Here is a 15,515-nt window from a genome sequence, read left to right as displayed (position 1 = left end):
GCCTGCGGCGGCGCGATACCATCGGTGCCCGATCGATTACGGGGGCGTGTGTGGGGGAAGCGACGGAGATGGTCGTGCTGCTCGGCGACGACGGCATACCGACGGGGACTGAACGCAAGGACCGGGTGCACGGCGCGGAGACGCCGCTGCATCTTGCGTTCTCCTGCTACGGGTTCGACGCCGAGGGGCGGCTGCTGGCGACCCGCCGCGCCGACGCGAAGCGGGCGTTCCCGGGCGTGTGGACGAACACGTGCTGCGGGCATCCGGGGCCGGGCGAGTTCATGGAGGCCGCGGTCGACCGGCGGCTGCGCTCCGAATTGGGCGTCCACGTCCGTGACCTGGTGTGCGCGCTGCCCACCTTCCGGTACCGGGCCGTCTCGAACGGGGTCGTCGAGAACGAGATCTGCCCGGTCTACCTCGGCCGGATCGACGAGGACCCGGTGCCCGACGCCGACGAGGTCGCCGACTTCGAGTGGATCGATTGGCCCGCGTACGTCGCCCGGGCGCAGCGGGCCGACTCGGACCTCTCGCCCTGGTCGCGGCTGCAGGTGGCGCAGCTGGAGCGGTGGGGCTCGGTGGAGCGGCTGCTCAACGGCTGAGGGGCACCGCGCTCGCGGTGCCCCCGCTCGTCACTTCCCGCTGAAGGTCGCCTGGCGCTTCTCCTTGAACGCCCGCATGCCCTCCTTCTGGTCTTCGGTCGCGAAGAGCGCGTGGAAGACCCGGCGCTCGTAGCGGATGCCGTCGCTCAGGCCGGTCTCGAGGGCGCGGTCGACGCAGTCGCGGGCGGCCGTCACCGCCAGCTTGCCGAACCCCGCGATCCGCTCGGCGACCTCGTTCGCCTCGGTGGCGAGGCGGTCGGCGGGGACGACGCGGGAGACCAGGCCGATCCGCTCGGCCTCGGCCGCGTCGATGAGGCGGCCGGTGAGGATCATGTCCATCGCCTTGGCCTTGCCGACGAGCCGCGTGAGCCGCTGCGTGCCGCCGATGCCGGGGATGACGCCGAGGGTGATCTCCGGCTGCCCGAACTTCGCGGTGTCGGCCGCGATGATCATGTCGCACATCATCGCGAGCTCGCAGCCGCCGCCGAGCGCGTATCCGGCGACCGCGGCGACCTTCGGGGTCCGCAAGGCCGCGAAGGCCTCCCAGCCCGCGAAGTAGTCCTCCGCGAGCATGTCCGCGGCCGACTTCCCCGACATCTCGGTGATGTCGGCGCCGGCCGCGAAGGCCCGCTCGGAGCCGGTGACCACGAAGCAGCCGACGCCCGGATCGGCGTCGAGCGGCGTCAGCGCCTCGACCAGCTCGGTCATCAGCGCGGCGTCGAGGGCGTTCAGGACCTCGGGCCGGTGCAGGCGCACCCGCACCACCCGGCCGATGCGTTCGATCTTCAGTCGCATAGTCGTCTTCCTTTCTCAGGAGTCCCAGATGGCGCCGTACGCCGGGATGCCCCGGCGTTCGAGGCCGTGGACGACCTGCCAGGTGAGCTTCTTGTTGGAGATGCAGATGACCGCCTCCGCACCGAAATCGCGGTAGGCGGCGACCGCGAGGCGCACCATGTCGGGCTTGCCGCGCTGCGCCGTGTCCCAGATCCGCGCGTCCGGCTGGACGGCGAGGATCTCGTCGACCAGCTCGTCGCCGAACGTGTCGCGCGGCGCGCGGGTCGACCAGACCAGCAGCGCCGGCACCTCCTGCGCCAAGAGGTGCGGCAGGCACGGTCCGATGCCGCTGCCGGTGGCCACGTACACGACCTTCCGGAACAGCACCTCGATGTTCGCGACGCCCGCGACCGTGATGCCCTTGACCCACACGTGGCTGGGCTGATCGTCGATGAACCGGCCCGTCCAGTCGCCCGCGCGCGAGATCGTCAAGCGGAAGCCGTGCTCGTCGGGCGAGGGGATGTTCGCGAACGAATGCCACTCGCGCAGCGGCGAGCGGCTGATCGCCGTCGAGGAGCCCGCGAAGGGCTTGCGGCCGTGCGTGAACCGTGCGATCGCCACGTGCGACGACGGCCGCTTCACGTCCACCGGGACGCGGCGCAGGCGCGTCCACGGTGCCGCGATTGCGATAGTGAGCACCAGCAGCACCCAGAACTCCAGTACGGCGAATACCGGTTCGCCGCCGTGACCGATCTGGAGCATCGTCATCCACCACAGGAGGACCAGCGACAGCCAGCCGCCGAAGCGGTGGACGAGCTCGAACCGGTTGTGGCGCTTGGCCCGCAGCTTCGGAATGGTCGTCACCAGCATCGCCGCGAAGAGCCCGATGATCGCGTACGCCAGGACGAGCACGTCCCCCGGCGCTCGCTCCACTGTGGCCAGCACGACGAACGCTGCGAACCACAGCGATCCCGCGAGCGCGCCGCCCACGTGCAGGCCGCCGAAGTGGTACACCTTCGCAAGCGTCCAGCGCACCCGCAGCGGCCAGGTCACGGGCGCGGCGGTCGCCATCCGGAAGAGCAGGTTGATGAGGCGCTGGCGGCGGATGAGCACCGCCAGGGCGAGGTTGCACAGCGCTGCGCGCGAAGCGAACTCGGCCGTTATGCCCTCGGGGAGCGCCGCGATCAGGACGGCGAGGTTCACGGCGATCACGGTGGCGGCGAGCCGGTTGAAGTGCATGAGCGCCGGGTGCTTGAAGGCGCGCCGCGCGAGCGGGAGCAGCGGCGGGAGGTCGACGTCGTCGCTGACGTCGGGCTTCAGCTGCGTCATGCCGTCGCCTCCCGTCCGAGGCGGGCGAGCCGCAGGAGGCGCGCCTTGTCGATCTTGCCGCGATCGGTGAGAGGGAGCGCTTCCAGCAGGTGGATGGATGCCGGAACGCTGTAGTAGGGCAGGGCTTCGGCGACGGTCTTGCGCGCGAGCACCGGATCGACATGGGCGGGCTGCACGAACGAGGCCAGGGTCCGGTCGTCGAGCTTGACGGTGGCCGCCCGGACGCAGCCGGGAACGCCTTCGAGCACTGCGGACACGGCGTCCAGCTCGACGCGGAAGCCGCGGACCTTGACCTGGTCGTCGGTGCGCCCGAAGTGCTCGAGTTCGCCGTCGACGGTCCAGCGCCCGAGGTCGCGGGTGCGGAACATCGTGCGCCCGCCGCCGAGGAACGGGTCGGGCGCGTACCGCTCGGCATTCAGCCCGGGGTTGGCGAGGTAGCCGGCGGAGACGCCGTCGCCGCCCGCCCACATCTCCCCCACTTCGCCTATCGGGCAGGGGTTTCGGTGCTCGTCGAGGAGGTAGACGGTGTTGTTGGGCGTGGGCCGGCCGATCGTGAGCCGCGCGCCGGGGCGGTGGCGCTGCATCGTGTTCACGATGGTGGTCTCCGTCGGGCCGCAGCCGTTGTAGAAGACGCCCCGCCCGGCCCACCGGTCGGCGAGCGTGCGGGGGCACGGCTCGCCGGCGACGGCCACCGTCCGGATCTGTTCGCACGCATCGGGATCGAGTCGCGAGAGGATCGTGGGGGTCGCGATCAGCACGTTCACCCTGCGGGCGGTCGCGCCGATGTCGTCGCCGCGGATGAGCAGCGTGCCGCCGTGCGCGAGGCAGCCGAGGATCTCCCAGGCGGCCATGTCGAAGGCGATGTTGAGGATCTGCCCGACCGTGGTGCCGGGCCGGATGCCGAGGTTCCCCGGTTCGGTGAGCAGCAGGTTCGCGAGGTTCGCGTGCGTCACCGCGACCCCGTTCGGCGTGCCGGTGGTGCCCGAGGTGAACAGGACGTAGCAGGCCCGCGCGGGGTCGCGGGCGATGCGCGGGGCCGGAGCGTCGGGCGCTTCGGCGCGGGCCCGGTCGATGTCGATGCCGAGGACGCCGGGCGGGAGCTCCACGGGCGCATCGGATTGCGTGAGCACGACCGCGCAGTTCGCGGTGGCGAGGATGTGCCGGAGTGCCGGGTTCCGGATCATCTTGGCGTCTTGCGGCACGTAGGCCGCGCCGGCCTTCAAGATCGCGAGGATGCCGACGCACATCGATATCCCGCGGCGGACGACGAGCGCGACGCGGTCGCCGGGGCTCACGCCGCTCTGGATGAGGAGGGCGGCGAGCCGGTTGGCCTGCCGGTCCAGCTCGCCGTAGGTGAGGTGCTCGCCGCCGTGCTCGGCGGCCGTCGCCGCGGGCCGCACGGCCGCGTGCCGTTCGATCAGCTCGTGGATCGGTACTCGGGGGACGGCACGGGCGGGACCCCATCCGAACCGGCGGAACAGGCGCGAGTCCCGTTCGTCCAATCCGGACGGTGCGCCGCCGGGGCATGTCGTTCCACCCGTTCGCTTGACGTAGTTGATTCGTTGCGTTGAGTAGTCTATTTTTGGCATGGGTCACCCGCCAGTTCAGTGCTTTCTGCTTGAATCCCAACCCTTTCGGCTCGTGCGCGCACTCAGTGTGGTAGCGCTCACACGAGAGATAGTATAGATTTCAATCAATATCAAGTCAATGCTTCCCAAGCCGGGCACACCTGCGGCGGCGCCGATCCCGCTATCGAACCGCGAGGTCACCGTGCTGTTCAAGGGCTGCAGGAAGATCGATGGATTGCCCGCGGAGGGTGGCGTCGAGGAAGCTGATGGTGGCGTCGGCGGTGGCGCGGAGGCCTTCGGTGCGGCCGATGGTGCCGACCACCGAGGGGACGGGCGGGAAGTAGAGGGCCGCGTCGACGAAGGAGAAGTGGCCGGAGTCGGGCAGCTCGAGGCGGTAGGTCTCGTTGGCGCCCAGGGCGAGTGCTGCGTCGAGGGTGGGCAGGTAGTCGGGGTTCTGGTCCGCGGATATCGGGCTGGTGATCGACAGCGCCGGTTGCGTGAAGGGTCCGGGCAGGAGGGTCGGTTCGAGGCCGCCGTCGATGTGCACGGCGGCGTCGAAGCGGGGGTCGGCGGCCAGCGCCGCGAGGGCCGCGGCGGCGCCGCGTGAGTGTCCGGCGACGGCCGCGCGGCCGGTGTCGATGCGTTGGGCGAGGTCGGCCGGGAGGCTTTCGAGCCGGGTGAGGACGAAGCTGAGGTCGGCGCTGCGGGTCTCGATGTTGGTGCGGTTGATCACGGCGATCTCGGCTTCATCGGTGGTGTCGAGGACGTTGCGAGAATGCACCGGTTCGCTGTCCACATAGGTCATGGCGGCGTCATAGGGGTGGTCGAGGGTGGCGACGATGTAGCCGTGGCCGGCCCACTCCTCGGCGAGGACGGTGTTGGCGGTGCGGGTCGCGCTCAGGGCCGGGGAGAACACGATGACCGGGTAGCGCTCCGATCCGGCGGCCACCGGCGCGTCGAAGACGGCGTGCGAGGGGGCCGCGGCGGCGTCGGCGAGGAGGAACCCGGGGATGCCGAAGAGCTCGGCGGAGGCTTGCGTGATCGCCTGCGACTCTTCGAGTGTGGGCCTGCCGCCGATGGCGCGTTCGGCGTCCTCCGCGGCGTCGGCGGGGTACCAGAGCTGGACGACGACCGTGCGGTGGTCGTCCGGGTCCTCGGTGAACGGCTCGGCGCGGGACTCGTCGGTCCACTCGAAGACGGCAGTGCCGACCGCGTGCTCGCCGGTGGGCTCGGGGTAGACCGGGACCGGCAGCGCCCAGGTCGCCACCGGTGTGGCGGCGAGGACGAGCAGGCAGACGGCCGTACCCGGTACCGCGAACCGCCGGCGCATCCGGCCGCGCCGCCGCCGTGCGACGGCGACGGCCAGGACGAGCGCGGTGACCGCGAGGACCGAGACCAGCTGCCAGCGCAGTCCCACCACCGCGAGGACGACGCCGGCGACCGCGACCGCCGCCGCACCCGAGTACAGGACCGGCCTGCGGGCGCGGGGCGGCAGCCAGCGGGCGATCACGACCGCGATCGCGCCGAGCACGGCCAGGATCTCCAAGGGGGACATGCTCAGTCCCGGGACCGGTTCGGTCATCGGCTCGCCGCTGTGGTGTTCACCAGGGAATGCTGGCACCGGGCCCGTCCCGGCGGCTTCGGCCGTTCGGTCCGTATCCGGCCTCGCCCCTCGGTCTTTCGGCCGATCCGGGCAGGGCGACGGCGAGGCTCAGGGGCGGGTCGGACACCGGCTAGGGCAGGGGGTCGCCGGGTCGGACCAGGCCTGCCTGGTAGGCGATGACGACGAGTTGGGCGCGGTCGCGGGCGCCGAGTTTGGTCATGGCGCGGTTGACGTGGGTCTTGGCGGTGAGGGGCGAGAGGTAGAGCTTCGCGGCGATGTCGTCGTTGGAGAGGCCGTGGGCGGCGAGGGCGAGGACTTCGCGTTCGCGTTCGGTCAGGGCCGCAAGGGGTTCGGGGCTCGGGAGGGGGCCCGGTTCGTTCTGGCTGAGGAAGCGGCCGATCATGCTGCGGGTCGCCTTGGGCGAGAGGAGGGCCTCGCCGCCGGCGACGACCCGGATGGCGCGCACGAGGTCGGCCGGTTCGACGCCTTTGCCGAGGAAGCCGCTCGCGCCGGCGCGGAGGGCGAGGACCACGTTGTCGTCGTTCTCGAAGGTGGTGAGGACGAGGATGCGCACGCCCGCGAGGTCCTCGTCGGCGGCGATCCGCTTCGTGGCCTCGATGCCGTCGACCTCGGGCATGCGGATGTCCATGAGGACGACGTCGGCGCGTTCGGAGCGGGCCAGTTCGACCGCCTCGCGGCCGTTGCGGGCCTCCCCCACGACCTCCAGGTCGGGCTCGGAGCCGATGATGAGGGCGAAGCCCGCGCGGATGAGCGCCTGGTCGTCGGCCAGCAGGACTCGGATGGTCACGGCGTCTCCTTCGCGGTGGCGGGCAGTTCGGCGTGGACGGCGAAGCGGTCGCCTTCGGCCCCGGCGGTGACCGTGCCGCCAGTGGCGGCGGCCCGTTCGCGCATCCCGACGAGACCGTACCCGGAGCCGTTCGGCTCGGCGTCCTTGGCGATCGCATTGTCCACATCGATCTGGACCGCGTCCGGCGCGTACGTGATCGCCAGGCGCGCCCGGCCGGTGCCGTACTTGTGGGCGTTCGTCAGCGACTCCTGCACGATCCGGTACGCGGCCAGGTCGACCACCGCGGGCAGGTCGCGCACGGTGCCGCTCTGGCGGTGCTCGACCTGCAGGCCCGCGGCGGCGAAGGAGTCGAGCAGTTCGGCGAGGCGGGCCAGGCCGCGGGTCGGCTCGGTGGACTCGTCGAGCCCGCCGCCGTCGTCGCCGCGGAGGACGCCGACGACCGAGCCGAGCTCCTGCATCACCGTGTCCGCCGCGCGCCGGATGTGCGCCAGCGCGGGCCCGACCGCCTCCGGGCGGGTCTGGAGCACGTGCGCGGCGGCCCCGGCCTGCACGTTGATCACCGCGATGTGGTGGGCCACAACGTCATGGAGTTCCCGGGCGATCCGCAGCCGCTCCTCGGCGACGCGGCGGCGGGCCTCCTCTTCGCGCGTCGCCTCGGCGCGGCGGGCGCGCTCCTCGACCTCGTCGATGTAGGCGCGGCGGCTGCGTGCGGCGTCCGCGATTGCCACCATCGCGATCGCCCACGCGGTGAAACCGAAGTTGTCCGGTGCGACCCAGCCGCTGCCGCCGAACGCGCCGGCGGCGAGGAACATGGCCGCGATGCAGGCGCCCGCGACGAGCCACGCCCGGCGCCGCGGGGTGCGCCGCGCGAACGTGTAGGCCACGATCAGCCAGGTCACGATCAGCAGCGGGTGGCGGTACCCGGTGGCGACCATGATGCCGACCGAGACCGCCGTGTCGAAGACGAGCAGCCGCGCGGGCCAGCGCCGGCGGGCCGCGAGCGCGAACAGGGCGGTGGCGCCGGCGACGGCATGCGCGGGGCCCGAGTCGGCGATGGCGATGCCGCGCGGGCCGTGCCCGTCGCTGTCGCCGAAGAAGTAGCCCATGAAGAACAGCCCGACGAACACGACCGCGAACACCGTGTCGATGAGCGTCGCGTGCCTGCGCGTCCACGCCCGGACCGTCCCCCATGCCATGCCGAAATCGTACGCGCGAACGAGTTCCCAGGTCATCGTCCACGCGCAGTAGCGGTGCACGCCGCGGCTACTGCAACTGCGGTAGTGCACTCGCCCGCGCTCGGACGACGACGATTACCGGCGCCCGATCCGAGACTTGACGCATGATCGAAGTACACGACCTCACCAAGCGCTACGGCGACAAGACCGCCGTCGACGGCCTCAGCTTCCACGTCAAACCCGGCATCGTGACCGGCTTCCTCGGACCGAACGGCTCCGGCAAGTCGACGACGATGCGCATGATCCTCGGCCTCGACCGGCCCACCTCCGGCACGGCCACGGTGAACGGCCGCCCCTACGCCGAGCACCCCGACCCGATGTTCCAGGCCGGCGCGCTGCTCGACGCGAAGGCCGTCCACACCGGACGCACCGCCTACCACCACCTGCTCGCCCTCGCCGCCACCACCGGCGTGCCGAAGTCCCGTGTGCACGAGGTGATCGACATCGTCGGCCTGCACGAGGTGGCCCGCAAGCGGGTCGGCGGGTTCTCCCTGGGCATGGGCCAGCGGCTCGGCATCGCGTCGGCGCTGCTCGGCGACCCCGAGGTGGTCATCCTCGACGAGCCGACGAACGGCCTCGACCCCGAAGGCGTGCTGTGGATCCGCAACCTCATGCGCGGCCTCGCCGAGCAGGGGCGGACCGTGTTCGTCTCCTCGCACCTGATGAGCGAGATGGCGCTGACCGCCGAGCACCTCATCGTGATCGGCAAGGGCCGCCTGATCGCCGACGTCTCGGTGAGCGGGTTCATCGAGAGCGCGTCGAACGAGAGCGTCCGGGTGCGCTCACCGCACGCGAACGCCCTGCACGACCTCCTCGCCGGGCCCGGGACGACGGTGCTCAGCATCGACCGCGGCCTGTTCGAGGTCACGGGCCTGTCCGCCGAGGAGATCGGCGACCGGGCCGCGGGCGCCGGCATCCCCGTCCACGAGCTCACCGTCATCCGTCCGTCCCTTGAGGAGGCCTTCATGGAACTCACCAAGGACGCCGTCGAATACCAGTCCACCGAGATCGGAGCCTCCCGATGACCACCGCAATCGCCGCACTCCCCCGCAAGCGGGTCAGCCTGCCGCGCGTCGTCAAGAGCGAGTGGATCAAGTTCTGGTCGCTGCGCTCGACCTACATCACCCTGGGCATCGCCGCCCTGCTGCTCATCGGCTTCGGACTCCTCGCCTCGTCCCTCTACGGCGACGGCAGCGACCCCGGCGGGCCTCCCGGCAACGAGCCGACCGACCCGATCGGCGCGAGCTTCACCGGCACGAACTTCGCGCTGCTGGCGTTCGGGGCGCTCGGCGTCCTGTTCACCGCCGGCGAGTACAGCACCGGCATGATCCGCTCCTCGATGGCGGCCGTGCCGAAGCGCCTGCCGGTGCTGTGGGCCAAGGTCGCCGTGTTCGCCACCGTGGTCTTCGTGGTGGCGCTCGCCGCGTCGGCCGTCGTCTTCACCGCGGGACAGGCGCTCATCGGCGACGGCGGCGCCTCATGGTCCGACCCGGGCGTGGCACGCGCGGTCGTCGGCACCGCGGGCCTGCTCACCGGCTCGGGGCTCCTCGGGCTCGGGCTCGGCGCGCTCCTGCGCTCCACGCCCGGCGCGATCACCACGCTGTTCGGCGTCATGTTCCTGCTGGCCATGGTCGCCGCACTGCTGGTGCCGGAGAGCTGGAGCGACGTCGTGCAGTACCTGCCCTCCGAGGCGGGCGACGCGTTCACCGCGGTGACGCAGGCGGACGACTCGCTCTCGCCGATGGCCGGACTGGCCGTGTTCGGCGGTTACATCGCCGCCACCCTCGGCGCGGCGGCCTGGCGCATCAAACGCTCCGACGTCTGACCTCACACCATGGGAACCCCCGCCCCGGGCCTCTTGGCCCGGGGCGGACCCGTGTCAGCATGGGCGGCATGGAGACCGTCGAAGTCCGCCCCGCCCGCCCCGAAGAGTTCGCCGCCGTCGCCGGGCTGCGCTGGCGCTGGGAGGTGGAGGCCGGTGAGACGCCCCAGACCACGGAATCGGCGTTCGTGGAGGGCTTCGCGGCATGGGCCCGCCAGCACGTGGACACGCACCGGTGCATTGTGGCGACCCGTGACGGGTCCGTGGTCGGCATGGCCTGGCTGGCGGTCGTCACGCGGACGCCGACCCCGGACGCGATGGTCCGCGCGACCGGCGACCTGCAGTCGGTGTACCTGATCCCCGAAGCCCGCGACGGAGGCCTGGGCGGACGCCTCGTGGCGGCGGCCCTCGCCGAGGCCCGCGCTCTCGGCCTCTACAAGGTCACGGTCCAGTCCACGACCCGAGCGGTACCCGTGTACGCCCGCAACGGATTCGCGGCCTCGCCGAAGCTCCTCCAAATCGAGCTCCCGCGTCCTTGAGCGGCAGCTGCCGCAGACCGGACGCCCCCGCCTCCAGCTGAGAGCGGGGGCGACCAGTCCTCGTTCAGGCCGTGGCGGGGAACGCCGCGACGCCGCCGCTCGCCTCGTCGGCCGCGATCCCGATGTACTCGTTCACCAGGTAGGGGGCGGCACCGGGGGCGATCTCCAGGTCCGCGCCGGTGCGCGCGTCGAGCACGACCGGCCCGTTCTCGGTGAGGCCGTAGACGGCTCCGTGCCAGACGGTGGTCACCATCGGCGCGATCCTGGAGCCCGCCTCGTCCGGCAGCGACCACAGCCACTCGCTCGTGTTCGCGTCGAACGCCCCGGCCCAGTCCTCGCCACGGCGGAAGCAAATCGTCGTGTCGGCGCCGTCGTACTGGCAGTCGATGAGGGCGTAGTCGCCGAGGCCGGAGTCCACGACCGCTCCGGTCGCGGCGTCGACGATGTTGAAGGCGTCCTCGGTGCTGCTCAAGGTCTCGTCCTTGATGGTCACGAAGTACTTCGGGCCGGCCGGCTTGAGGCCGTGGCCGTCATAGTCCATGTTGCCCTGCCATTTCGGCTCGCCGTCCTTGACGGAAAGACCCGCGATGCCCGTCTCGAGGCCCGTGCTGCCCTGAGTCGGCCAGCCGATGAGCGTGTCGCCGGCGACGACCTCGACGCCGAAGTCCCTGGTCCACACCTGCTCGCGCGTGGCGAGGTCGATGCCGATGGTCTGGTGTCCCCCTCCTGAGACCTCGACCACCACGACGCCCTCGGAGTGCGCCAGAGCCACGGCGTTGACCGAGTTGTAGGAGTCGTCGGCCCAGTCGGCCAGGTCGACCGTGGCGGTGAGCACGGGCTCGAACGTGGCGGCGTCGACGCCGATCAGCTCCAGCGCCCGGCCCGGCGCTTCCGTCCCGGCCGCCTCCCGGTCGACGATGAACGGCACGAGCACCACTGCGGCGCCGTCGACCTCGGCGAGCAGGGGCGCCTCGGTCGGGTTGGATCCGACGAAGACGCCGATGCCCGGCTGGTTGGCGGCTGCGAGGGCGGGTTCGACCGTGGTGAGGACCTCGCCGGTGATCGCGTCGACCACCTGCAGCCGGTTCACCGACGCGACGAACGCGGTGGTCCCGCTCAGTGCCACGGGCAGCGGCAGGATGTTCGTGCCGCCGATGCTCACCTTGCTGTCGCTGGCCTCGGGGGGCATGGCGACGAGCGCCGCGGCATCGAACTTGGTGGGCGGGTCGAAGGCGGGCAGCTCCGGCGCGGGTGCCGCCTCAGTCGGTTCCTCCGAGCTGACCTCGTCGATCACACCGTCGTCGCCGGGGTTCGCCTCGCCGCACGCACTGATGAGGAGCAGCGCGGCGGCCATGACGGCCCCGAGTCCTGCACGTACTTGAATTCCCATGTCACGCCTTATAGTTGGCCGGCTCTGCATCCGTGCCGGGTAATCGCGCGTCAGTGTAGGCGCAGACCGCCACCGGAGGCGCGGTCGGCGCCTCCGGTGGCGACCCGGTCAAGGGCCGCAAGGTCACACGGTGGGCAGGAAGACCCGCATCGCGGTGCTGCCGCGCTGGGCCCAGCGGTGGTACGGGATGAGGCCGAGTTCCAACGTCGCCGCGGCGTCGAAGCGTCTCGGGTTGGGGCCGTACGGCAGTGCGCCGGGTGTGCTCGTCGCCGCGGCCATGGTCGCTTCCACGATCGCGCCCTCCCCTGCAGTGCGCGGGGGGATCGACGGGTCCACCCGGAACGTCTCGATGACCTCCTCGCCGGGGAGGTCGATCGATTCGGCGCACAGGACCAGCGGGCCGCGTTCGACGGCGACGCAGCCCCGCACCGCGTCGATGCGCTCGTCAGGCCAGGTGAAACGGGGTTCCACCGGGAGTCGCAGGACGATGACCGTGCCCGGTCGCAGCGCGTGCTGCGGGCTCGCCCAGCCCGGCTCCACGGCTTGCGCTCCCGTGTCGGTCGCCAGCCTCGCGCCGTCCGCCCAGTGCGGGACCCGCAGTCGCAGCGATATCGGGCGATCGGGGGCCTCCAGCACTTCGATGCGGATCGTCCCCTCGTACGGGTACTCGGTCGTCACCCGCAGGGCCAGTTCCTCGCCGTCGCCGAGGGCGATGCGCATGTCGCCGCTCGCGTACTGGAGCAGCGAGACCTGGTCGCCCTCGACGGAGGCGGCGTAGGCCTGCCAGCTCGCCAGGGTCCGAGCGAGGTTGGTGGGGCAGCACGAGACGTCGAACCAGGGGGCGCGCACGCCGCCTTCGGCGCGCGGGTTGACCTCGTCGGGGCGCACTTGCGCTGCGGCGCTGCGCTGGTGGAGCGGGTTGGCGTAGAAGAAGGCCCGCCCGTCCTCGGCCGGGGAGGCGGCGATGACGTTGTAGAAGGTGCGTTCCATCAGGTCGGCGTACTTGACGTCGCCGGTCGCCAGGTACAGCCGCCATGACACCATGTTCGAGGCGATCCCCGCGCACGTCTCGCAGTAGGCGCGGTCCGGCGGGAGCTCCCAGTCCTCGCCGAAGCCCTCGTCCTGGTGGCGCGAGCCCATGCCGCCTGTGAGGTACATGCGGCGCTCGACGGATCGGACCCATTGGCGCTCAATGGCTTCCAGCAGCTCAGTGTCCTCAGTGTCCACCGCGACGTCGACCGCTCCGGCGGCCAGGTACAGCGCCCGCACCGCGTGGCCGCGCCAGGCGTCGGCGTCGCGGACGGGGAGGTCGTCCTGGAAGTAGGCGGCGTCGAGCAGGGTCACGGGCTTGAGGGTGCCGCGGCCGCGGCGTTCGATGAAGAGCCGGGCCTGCTCGGTGTAGCGCGGCTCCTGCAGCGCCCGGCCCAGTTCGGCAAGGCCCACTTCGATCTCGGGGTGGCCGCAGATGCCGTCCCGCCCGTCGGCGCCGAACGTGCGGCACACTTCGTCGGCGGCCTGTCTGGCGATCTCGACGAGCTTGTCCTCGCCGACGGTGCGCAGGCGCGCGACCGCGGCCTGCAGCAGGTGGCCGGTGCAGTACAGCTCGTGCCCGGTGGAGAGGTCGGCGTACCGGTCCGCTTGGCCCGCATGGCCGTAGCAGGTGTTGAGGTAGCCGTCCTCGTCCTGGGCGGCGGCGACGCGCTCGGTCAGGGCCGTCAGCGTCTCCTCGGCCCAGGCCGAGCCGGTGCGGCCGTACTCCCAGGCCAGGGCCTCCATGAGCTTGTAGATCTCGGAGTCGGAGAACTGCCAGCCGGGCCGCTCCCCGCCCGTGTCCCCTTGGGCGACGCGGTCGAAGTTCGCGATCCAGCCGAGGCGTTCCATCCACTCCAGGCAGTGCTGGAGGGTCGCTGCGGTGTTGGCGGCCTGGAGGCCGCCCCAGAAGCCTCCGGCGAGGTGGAACTCGCCGACGCCGAGGCCGCGCGAGCGGCCCGGGGCGTCGACCGGCACGGTGTGGTCTCGCACTGGTTCAGTCCTTCACGGCCCCGGCGGTCACGCCGGCGGCCACATATCGTTGGGCGACGACCAGGAGGATCGCCGCGGGGAGCGACGCGACGACGGCGGTGGCCATGATCGCGTTCCACTGCGTGGTGTTGTTGCCGATGTACTGGTAGATCCCGAGGGTGATCGGCACGTACTCGCTCGCGCGGTTGAGGGTCGAGGCGAAGATGAAGTCCGACCAGGCCCACAGGAACGCGAAGAGCGCGACGGTGAGCGTGGAGTTGCGGCTCACCGGGAGCACGATCTTCGTGAACGTGCCCCAGGCGCCGGCGCCGTCGACGCGGGCGGCCTGGATGAGCTCCTTGGGGATGCCCGCCATGAACGTCGTGTACAGCAGCACGCCGAAGGGGACGGCGATCGTGGAGTCGGCGATGATGAGGCCCCACACCGTGTTCAGCATGCCCAGGCGCACGTAGATCGCATAGAACCCCATGGCCATGACGACCGCCGGGACCATCTGCGCCACGAGCAGCAGGAAGTTGAGCGCCCGCCCGCCGCGCAGGTTGAGGATCGCGAGCGCGTAGCCCGCGGGCGCGGCGATGACCACGGTGAGCAGGACGCAGCCGGCGCCGATGGCGAGGCTGGTGCCGAGCGCCGGGAGCTGCTGGGCCAGTGCGGACTCGAATCCTTCGAAGGTGGGGTGCACGGGGAACCAGTTGGTCTGGCGCAGTTCGTTGGTGGGGGTGAGGGAGACGTTCACCATCCAGTAGACGGGGAACAGCATGACGGCGGTGAAGACGAGGCCGAGGCCGGTCTTCCACCAGGATCGGGTGGTGGTCATCGCTGGGCTCCGTTCCGCTGGATGCGCAGGTGCACGAAGCCGAAGACCAGCGCGATGACGATGAGCAGGTTGCCGATCGCGGCGGCGGGCGAGAAGTCGGGCTGCCCGGTGCCGAAGGCTTCGCGGTAGGACCAGACCGCGAGGGTGAGCGAGGCGTCGCCGGGCCCGCCGGTGGTCATGATCCAGATGACGTCGACGACTTTGAGCGTGTAGATGAAGCCGAGGAGCAGGGTGATCGCGGAGACGGGGCGCAGGAGCGGCAGCGTGATGTGCCAGAACTGCTCGCGGGCGTTCGCGCCGTCCAGGGACGCGGCCTCGTAGGTCTCCGGCGGGATCTGCTGGAGTCCTGAGTAGAGGATCACCAGGTTGAAGGGGATGCCCAGCCAGATGTTGGCGATGATCACGGCCGTGAGCGCGGTGTCGGGCGAGGTGAGCCAGTTGACCTGCTCGCCGCCGAACGCCTCGATCACGGAGTTGACGATGCCGTTCTCGCTGTTGAGCATCCACGCCCAGGTGGAGGACGAGACGATGAGCGGCAGCAGCCACGGCACGAGGAACAGGGCCCGCAGCACGCCCGAGAGCCGGAAGTTGTTGCGGAAGAACACCGCCAGCGCCAGGCCGATCGCGTACTGGAAGGCGATCGAGACGACGGTGAACAGTGCGGTGTTGAGCACGGCGGTGCCGAAGGAGCCCGAGCCGAAGACCTCCGCGTACTTGGCGAAGCCCACGAACTCGGGGTCGCCCTGCACGAAGGCGCGCACCGTGTAGTCGTGGAGGCTCAGCTCCACGTTGCGCCACAGCGGGTACGCGTAGAAGACGAGCAGGTAGGCGAGGAGCGGCGCGGCGAAGCCGAGGGCGGTCCAGCGCGAGGCGCCGCTGAGGTGCTTGCGGCGGGCGCCCGGGCCGGGTGCGGCGGGGGGGGGGGCCGCCCCCCCCGGGGGCGCCCGCCGCCCCGGCGGGGGGGCCCCGGGCGGGGTGGTTGGCACACCCGCGTACGCGGTGGCGGGAG

General features: G+C 71.4%; 14 protein-coding genes. 4 read left to right on the top strand and 10 right to left on the bottom strand.

The window, feature by feature from the left end:
- Window positions 1-50 precede the first annotated feature (50 nt).
- Window positions 51-599 (top strand): isopentenyl-diphosphate Delta-isomerase, encoded by a 549-nt coding sequence (idi, locus tag AB0I03_RS24300; protein ID WP_360416597.1) that lies wholly within the window; start codon window positions 51-53, stop codon window positions 597-599.
- 30 nt (window positions 600-629) lie between these two features.
- Here idi and AB0I03_RS24295 read toward each other — a convergent pair whose 3' ends face one another.
- From AB0I03_RS24295 to AB0I03_RS24270, 6 genes are all read right to left on the bottom strand, one after another.
- Complete coding sequence (locus AB0I03_RS24295; protein WP_360416595.1) at window positions 630-1,394, bottom strand: enoyl-CoA hydratase-related protein; 765 nt, start codon at window positions 1,392-1,394, stop codon at window positions 630-632.
- A gap of 15 nt (window positions 1,395-1,409) precedes the next feature.
- Window positions 1,410-2,702, bottom strand: coding sequence for a hypothetical protein (locus tag AB0I03_RS24290; protein WP_360416593.1), 1,293 nt, complete (start codon window positions 2,700-2,702; stop codon window positions 1,410-1,412).
- Window positions 2,699-4,204, bottom strand: a complete 1,506-nt coding sequence (locus AB0I03_RS24285; RefSeq protein WP_360416591.1) for an amino acid adenylation domain-containing protein — start codon at window positions 4,202-4,204, stop codon at window positions 2,699-2,701. The genes AB0I03_RS24290 and AB0I03_RS24285 overlap by 4 nt, the downstream gene beginning before the upstream one ends.
- 247 nt (window positions 4,205-4,451) lie before the next feature.
- Window positions 4,452-5,852, bottom strand: coding sequence for a hypothetical protein (locus tag AB0I03_RS24280; protein ID WP_360416589.1), 1,401 nt, complete (start codon window positions 5,850-5,852; stop codon window positions 4,452-4,454).
- A gap of 151 nt (window positions 5,853-6,003) precedes the next feature.
- A complete protein-coding gene (locus tag AB0I03_RS24275) occupies window positions 6,004-6,681 on the bottom strand; it encodes a response regulator transcription factor (protein WP_360416587.1) in 678 nt (225 codons plus the stop codon).
- On the bottom strand, window positions 6,678-7,877 hold the full coding sequence (locus AB0I03_RS24270) for a histidine kinase (RefSeq protein ID WP_360416585.1): 1,200 nt from the start codon (window positions 7,875-7,877) through the stop codon (window positions 6,678-6,680). Before AB0I03_RS24270 ends, AB0I03_RS24275 begins: the two co-directional genes overlap by 4 nt.
- Window positions 7,878-8,020: 143 nt before the next feature.
- On the opposite strand from AB0I03_RS24270, the gene AB0I03_RS24265 reads away from it, so the two are divergent.
- From AB0I03_RS24265 to AB0I03_RS24255, 3 genes are all read left to right on the top strand, one after another.
- Complete coding sequence (locus AB0I03_RS24265) at window positions 8,021-8,941, top strand: ATP-binding cassette domain-containing protein (protein WP_360416583.1); 921 nt, start codon at window positions 8,021-8,023, stop codon at window positions 8,939-8,941.
- Window positions 8,938-9,741, top strand: a complete 804-nt coding sequence (locus tag AB0I03_RS24260) for an ABC transporter permease (protein WP_360416581.1) — start codon at window positions 8,938-8,940, stop codon at window positions 9,739-9,741. Before AB0I03_RS24265 ends, AB0I03_RS24260 begins: the two co-directional genes overlap by 4 nt.
- A 68-nt stretch (window positions 9,742-9,809) precedes the next feature.
- Window positions 9,810-10,277, top strand: a complete 468-nt coding sequence (locus AB0I03_RS24255) for a GNAT family N-acetyltransferase (RefSeq protein WP_360416579.1) — start codon at window positions 9,810-9,812, stop codon at window positions 10,275-10,277.
- Between the two features lie 64 nt (window positions 10,278-10,341).
- Here AB0I03_RS24255 and AB0I03_RS24250 read toward each other — a convergent pair whose 3' ends face one another.
- From AB0I03_RS24250 to AB0I03_RS24235, 4 genes are all read right to left on the bottom strand, one after another.
- On the bottom strand, window positions 10,342-11,667 hold the full coding sequence (locus tag AB0I03_RS24250) for a hypothetical protein (protein ID WP_360416577.1): 1,326 nt from the start codon (window positions 11,665-11,667) through the stop codon (window positions 10,342-10,344).
- A gap of 123 nt (window positions 11,668-11,790) precedes the next feature.
- Window positions 11,791-13,689, bottom strand: a complete 1,899-nt coding sequence (locus AB0I03_RS24245; protein WP_360416575.1) for a beta-L-arabinofuranosidase domain-containing protein — start codon at window positions 13,687-13,689, stop codon at window positions 11,791-11,793.
- A gap of 4 nt (window positions 13,690-13,693) precedes the next feature.
- Window positions 13,694-14,506 (bottom strand): carbohydrate ABC transporter permease, encoded by an 813-nt coding sequence (locus tag AB0I03_RS24240; protein WP_360416573.1) that lies wholly within the window; start codon window positions 14,504-14,506, stop codon window positions 13,694-13,696.
- Window positions 14,503-15,492, bottom strand: a complete 990-nt coding sequence (locus AB0I03_RS24235) for a sugar ABC transporter permease (protein WP_360416691.1) — start codon at window positions 15,490-15,492, stop codon at window positions 14,503-14,505. The genes AB0I03_RS24240 and AB0I03_RS24235 overlap by 4 nt, the downstream gene beginning before the upstream one ends.
- Window positions 15,493-15,515: the final 23 nt, after the last annotated feature.

Origin of the sequence: Glycomyces sp. NPDC021274 (assembly GCF_040641195.1) — a bacterium.
Classification (GTDB): Bacteria; Actinomycetota; Actinomycetes; order Mycobacteriales; family Micromonosporaceae; genus Glycomyces.
Note: the sequence above shows the minus strand (reverse complement) of the source record. Positions and strands in the feature narration are given on the sequence as shown.

Coding starts and splice junctions, on each gene's coding strand:
- AB0I03_RS24255 (WP_360416579.1), top strand. CDS start 9,810: ATGGAGACCGTCGAAGTCCGCCCCGCCCGCCCCGAAGAGTTCGCCGCC.
- AB0I03_RS24240 (WP_360416573.1), bottom strand. CDS start 14,506: ATGACCACCACCCGATCCTGGTGGAAGACCGGCCTCGGCCTCGTCTTC.
- AB0I03_RS24290 (WP_360416593.1), bottom strand. CDS start 2,702: ATGACGCAGCTGAAGCCCGACGTCAGCGACGACGTCGACCTCCCGCCG.
- AB0I03_RS24280 (WP_360416589.1), bottom strand. CDS start 5,852: ATGACCGAACCGGTCCCGGGACTGAGCATGTCCCCCTTGGAGATCCTG.
- AB0I03_RS24295 (WP_360416595.1), bottom strand. CDS start 1,394: ATGCGACTGAAGATCGAACGCATCGGCCGGGTGGTGCGGGTGCGCCTG.
- AB0I03_RS24270 (WP_360416585.1), bottom strand. CDS start 7,877: ATGGCATGGGGGACGGTCCGGGCGTGGACGCGCAGGCACGCGACGCTC.
- AB0I03_RS24260 (WP_360416581.1), top strand. CDS start 8,938: ATGACCACCGCAATCGCCGCACTCCCCCGCAAGCGGGTCAGCCTGCCG.
- AB0I03_RS24265 (WP_360416583.1), top strand. CDS start 8,021: ATGATCGAAGTACACGACCTCACCAAGCGCTACGGCGACAAGACCGCC.
- AB0I03_RS24250 (WP_360416577.1), bottom strand. CDS start 11,667: ATGGGAATTCAAGTACGTGCAGGACTCGGGGCCGTCATGGCCGCCGCG.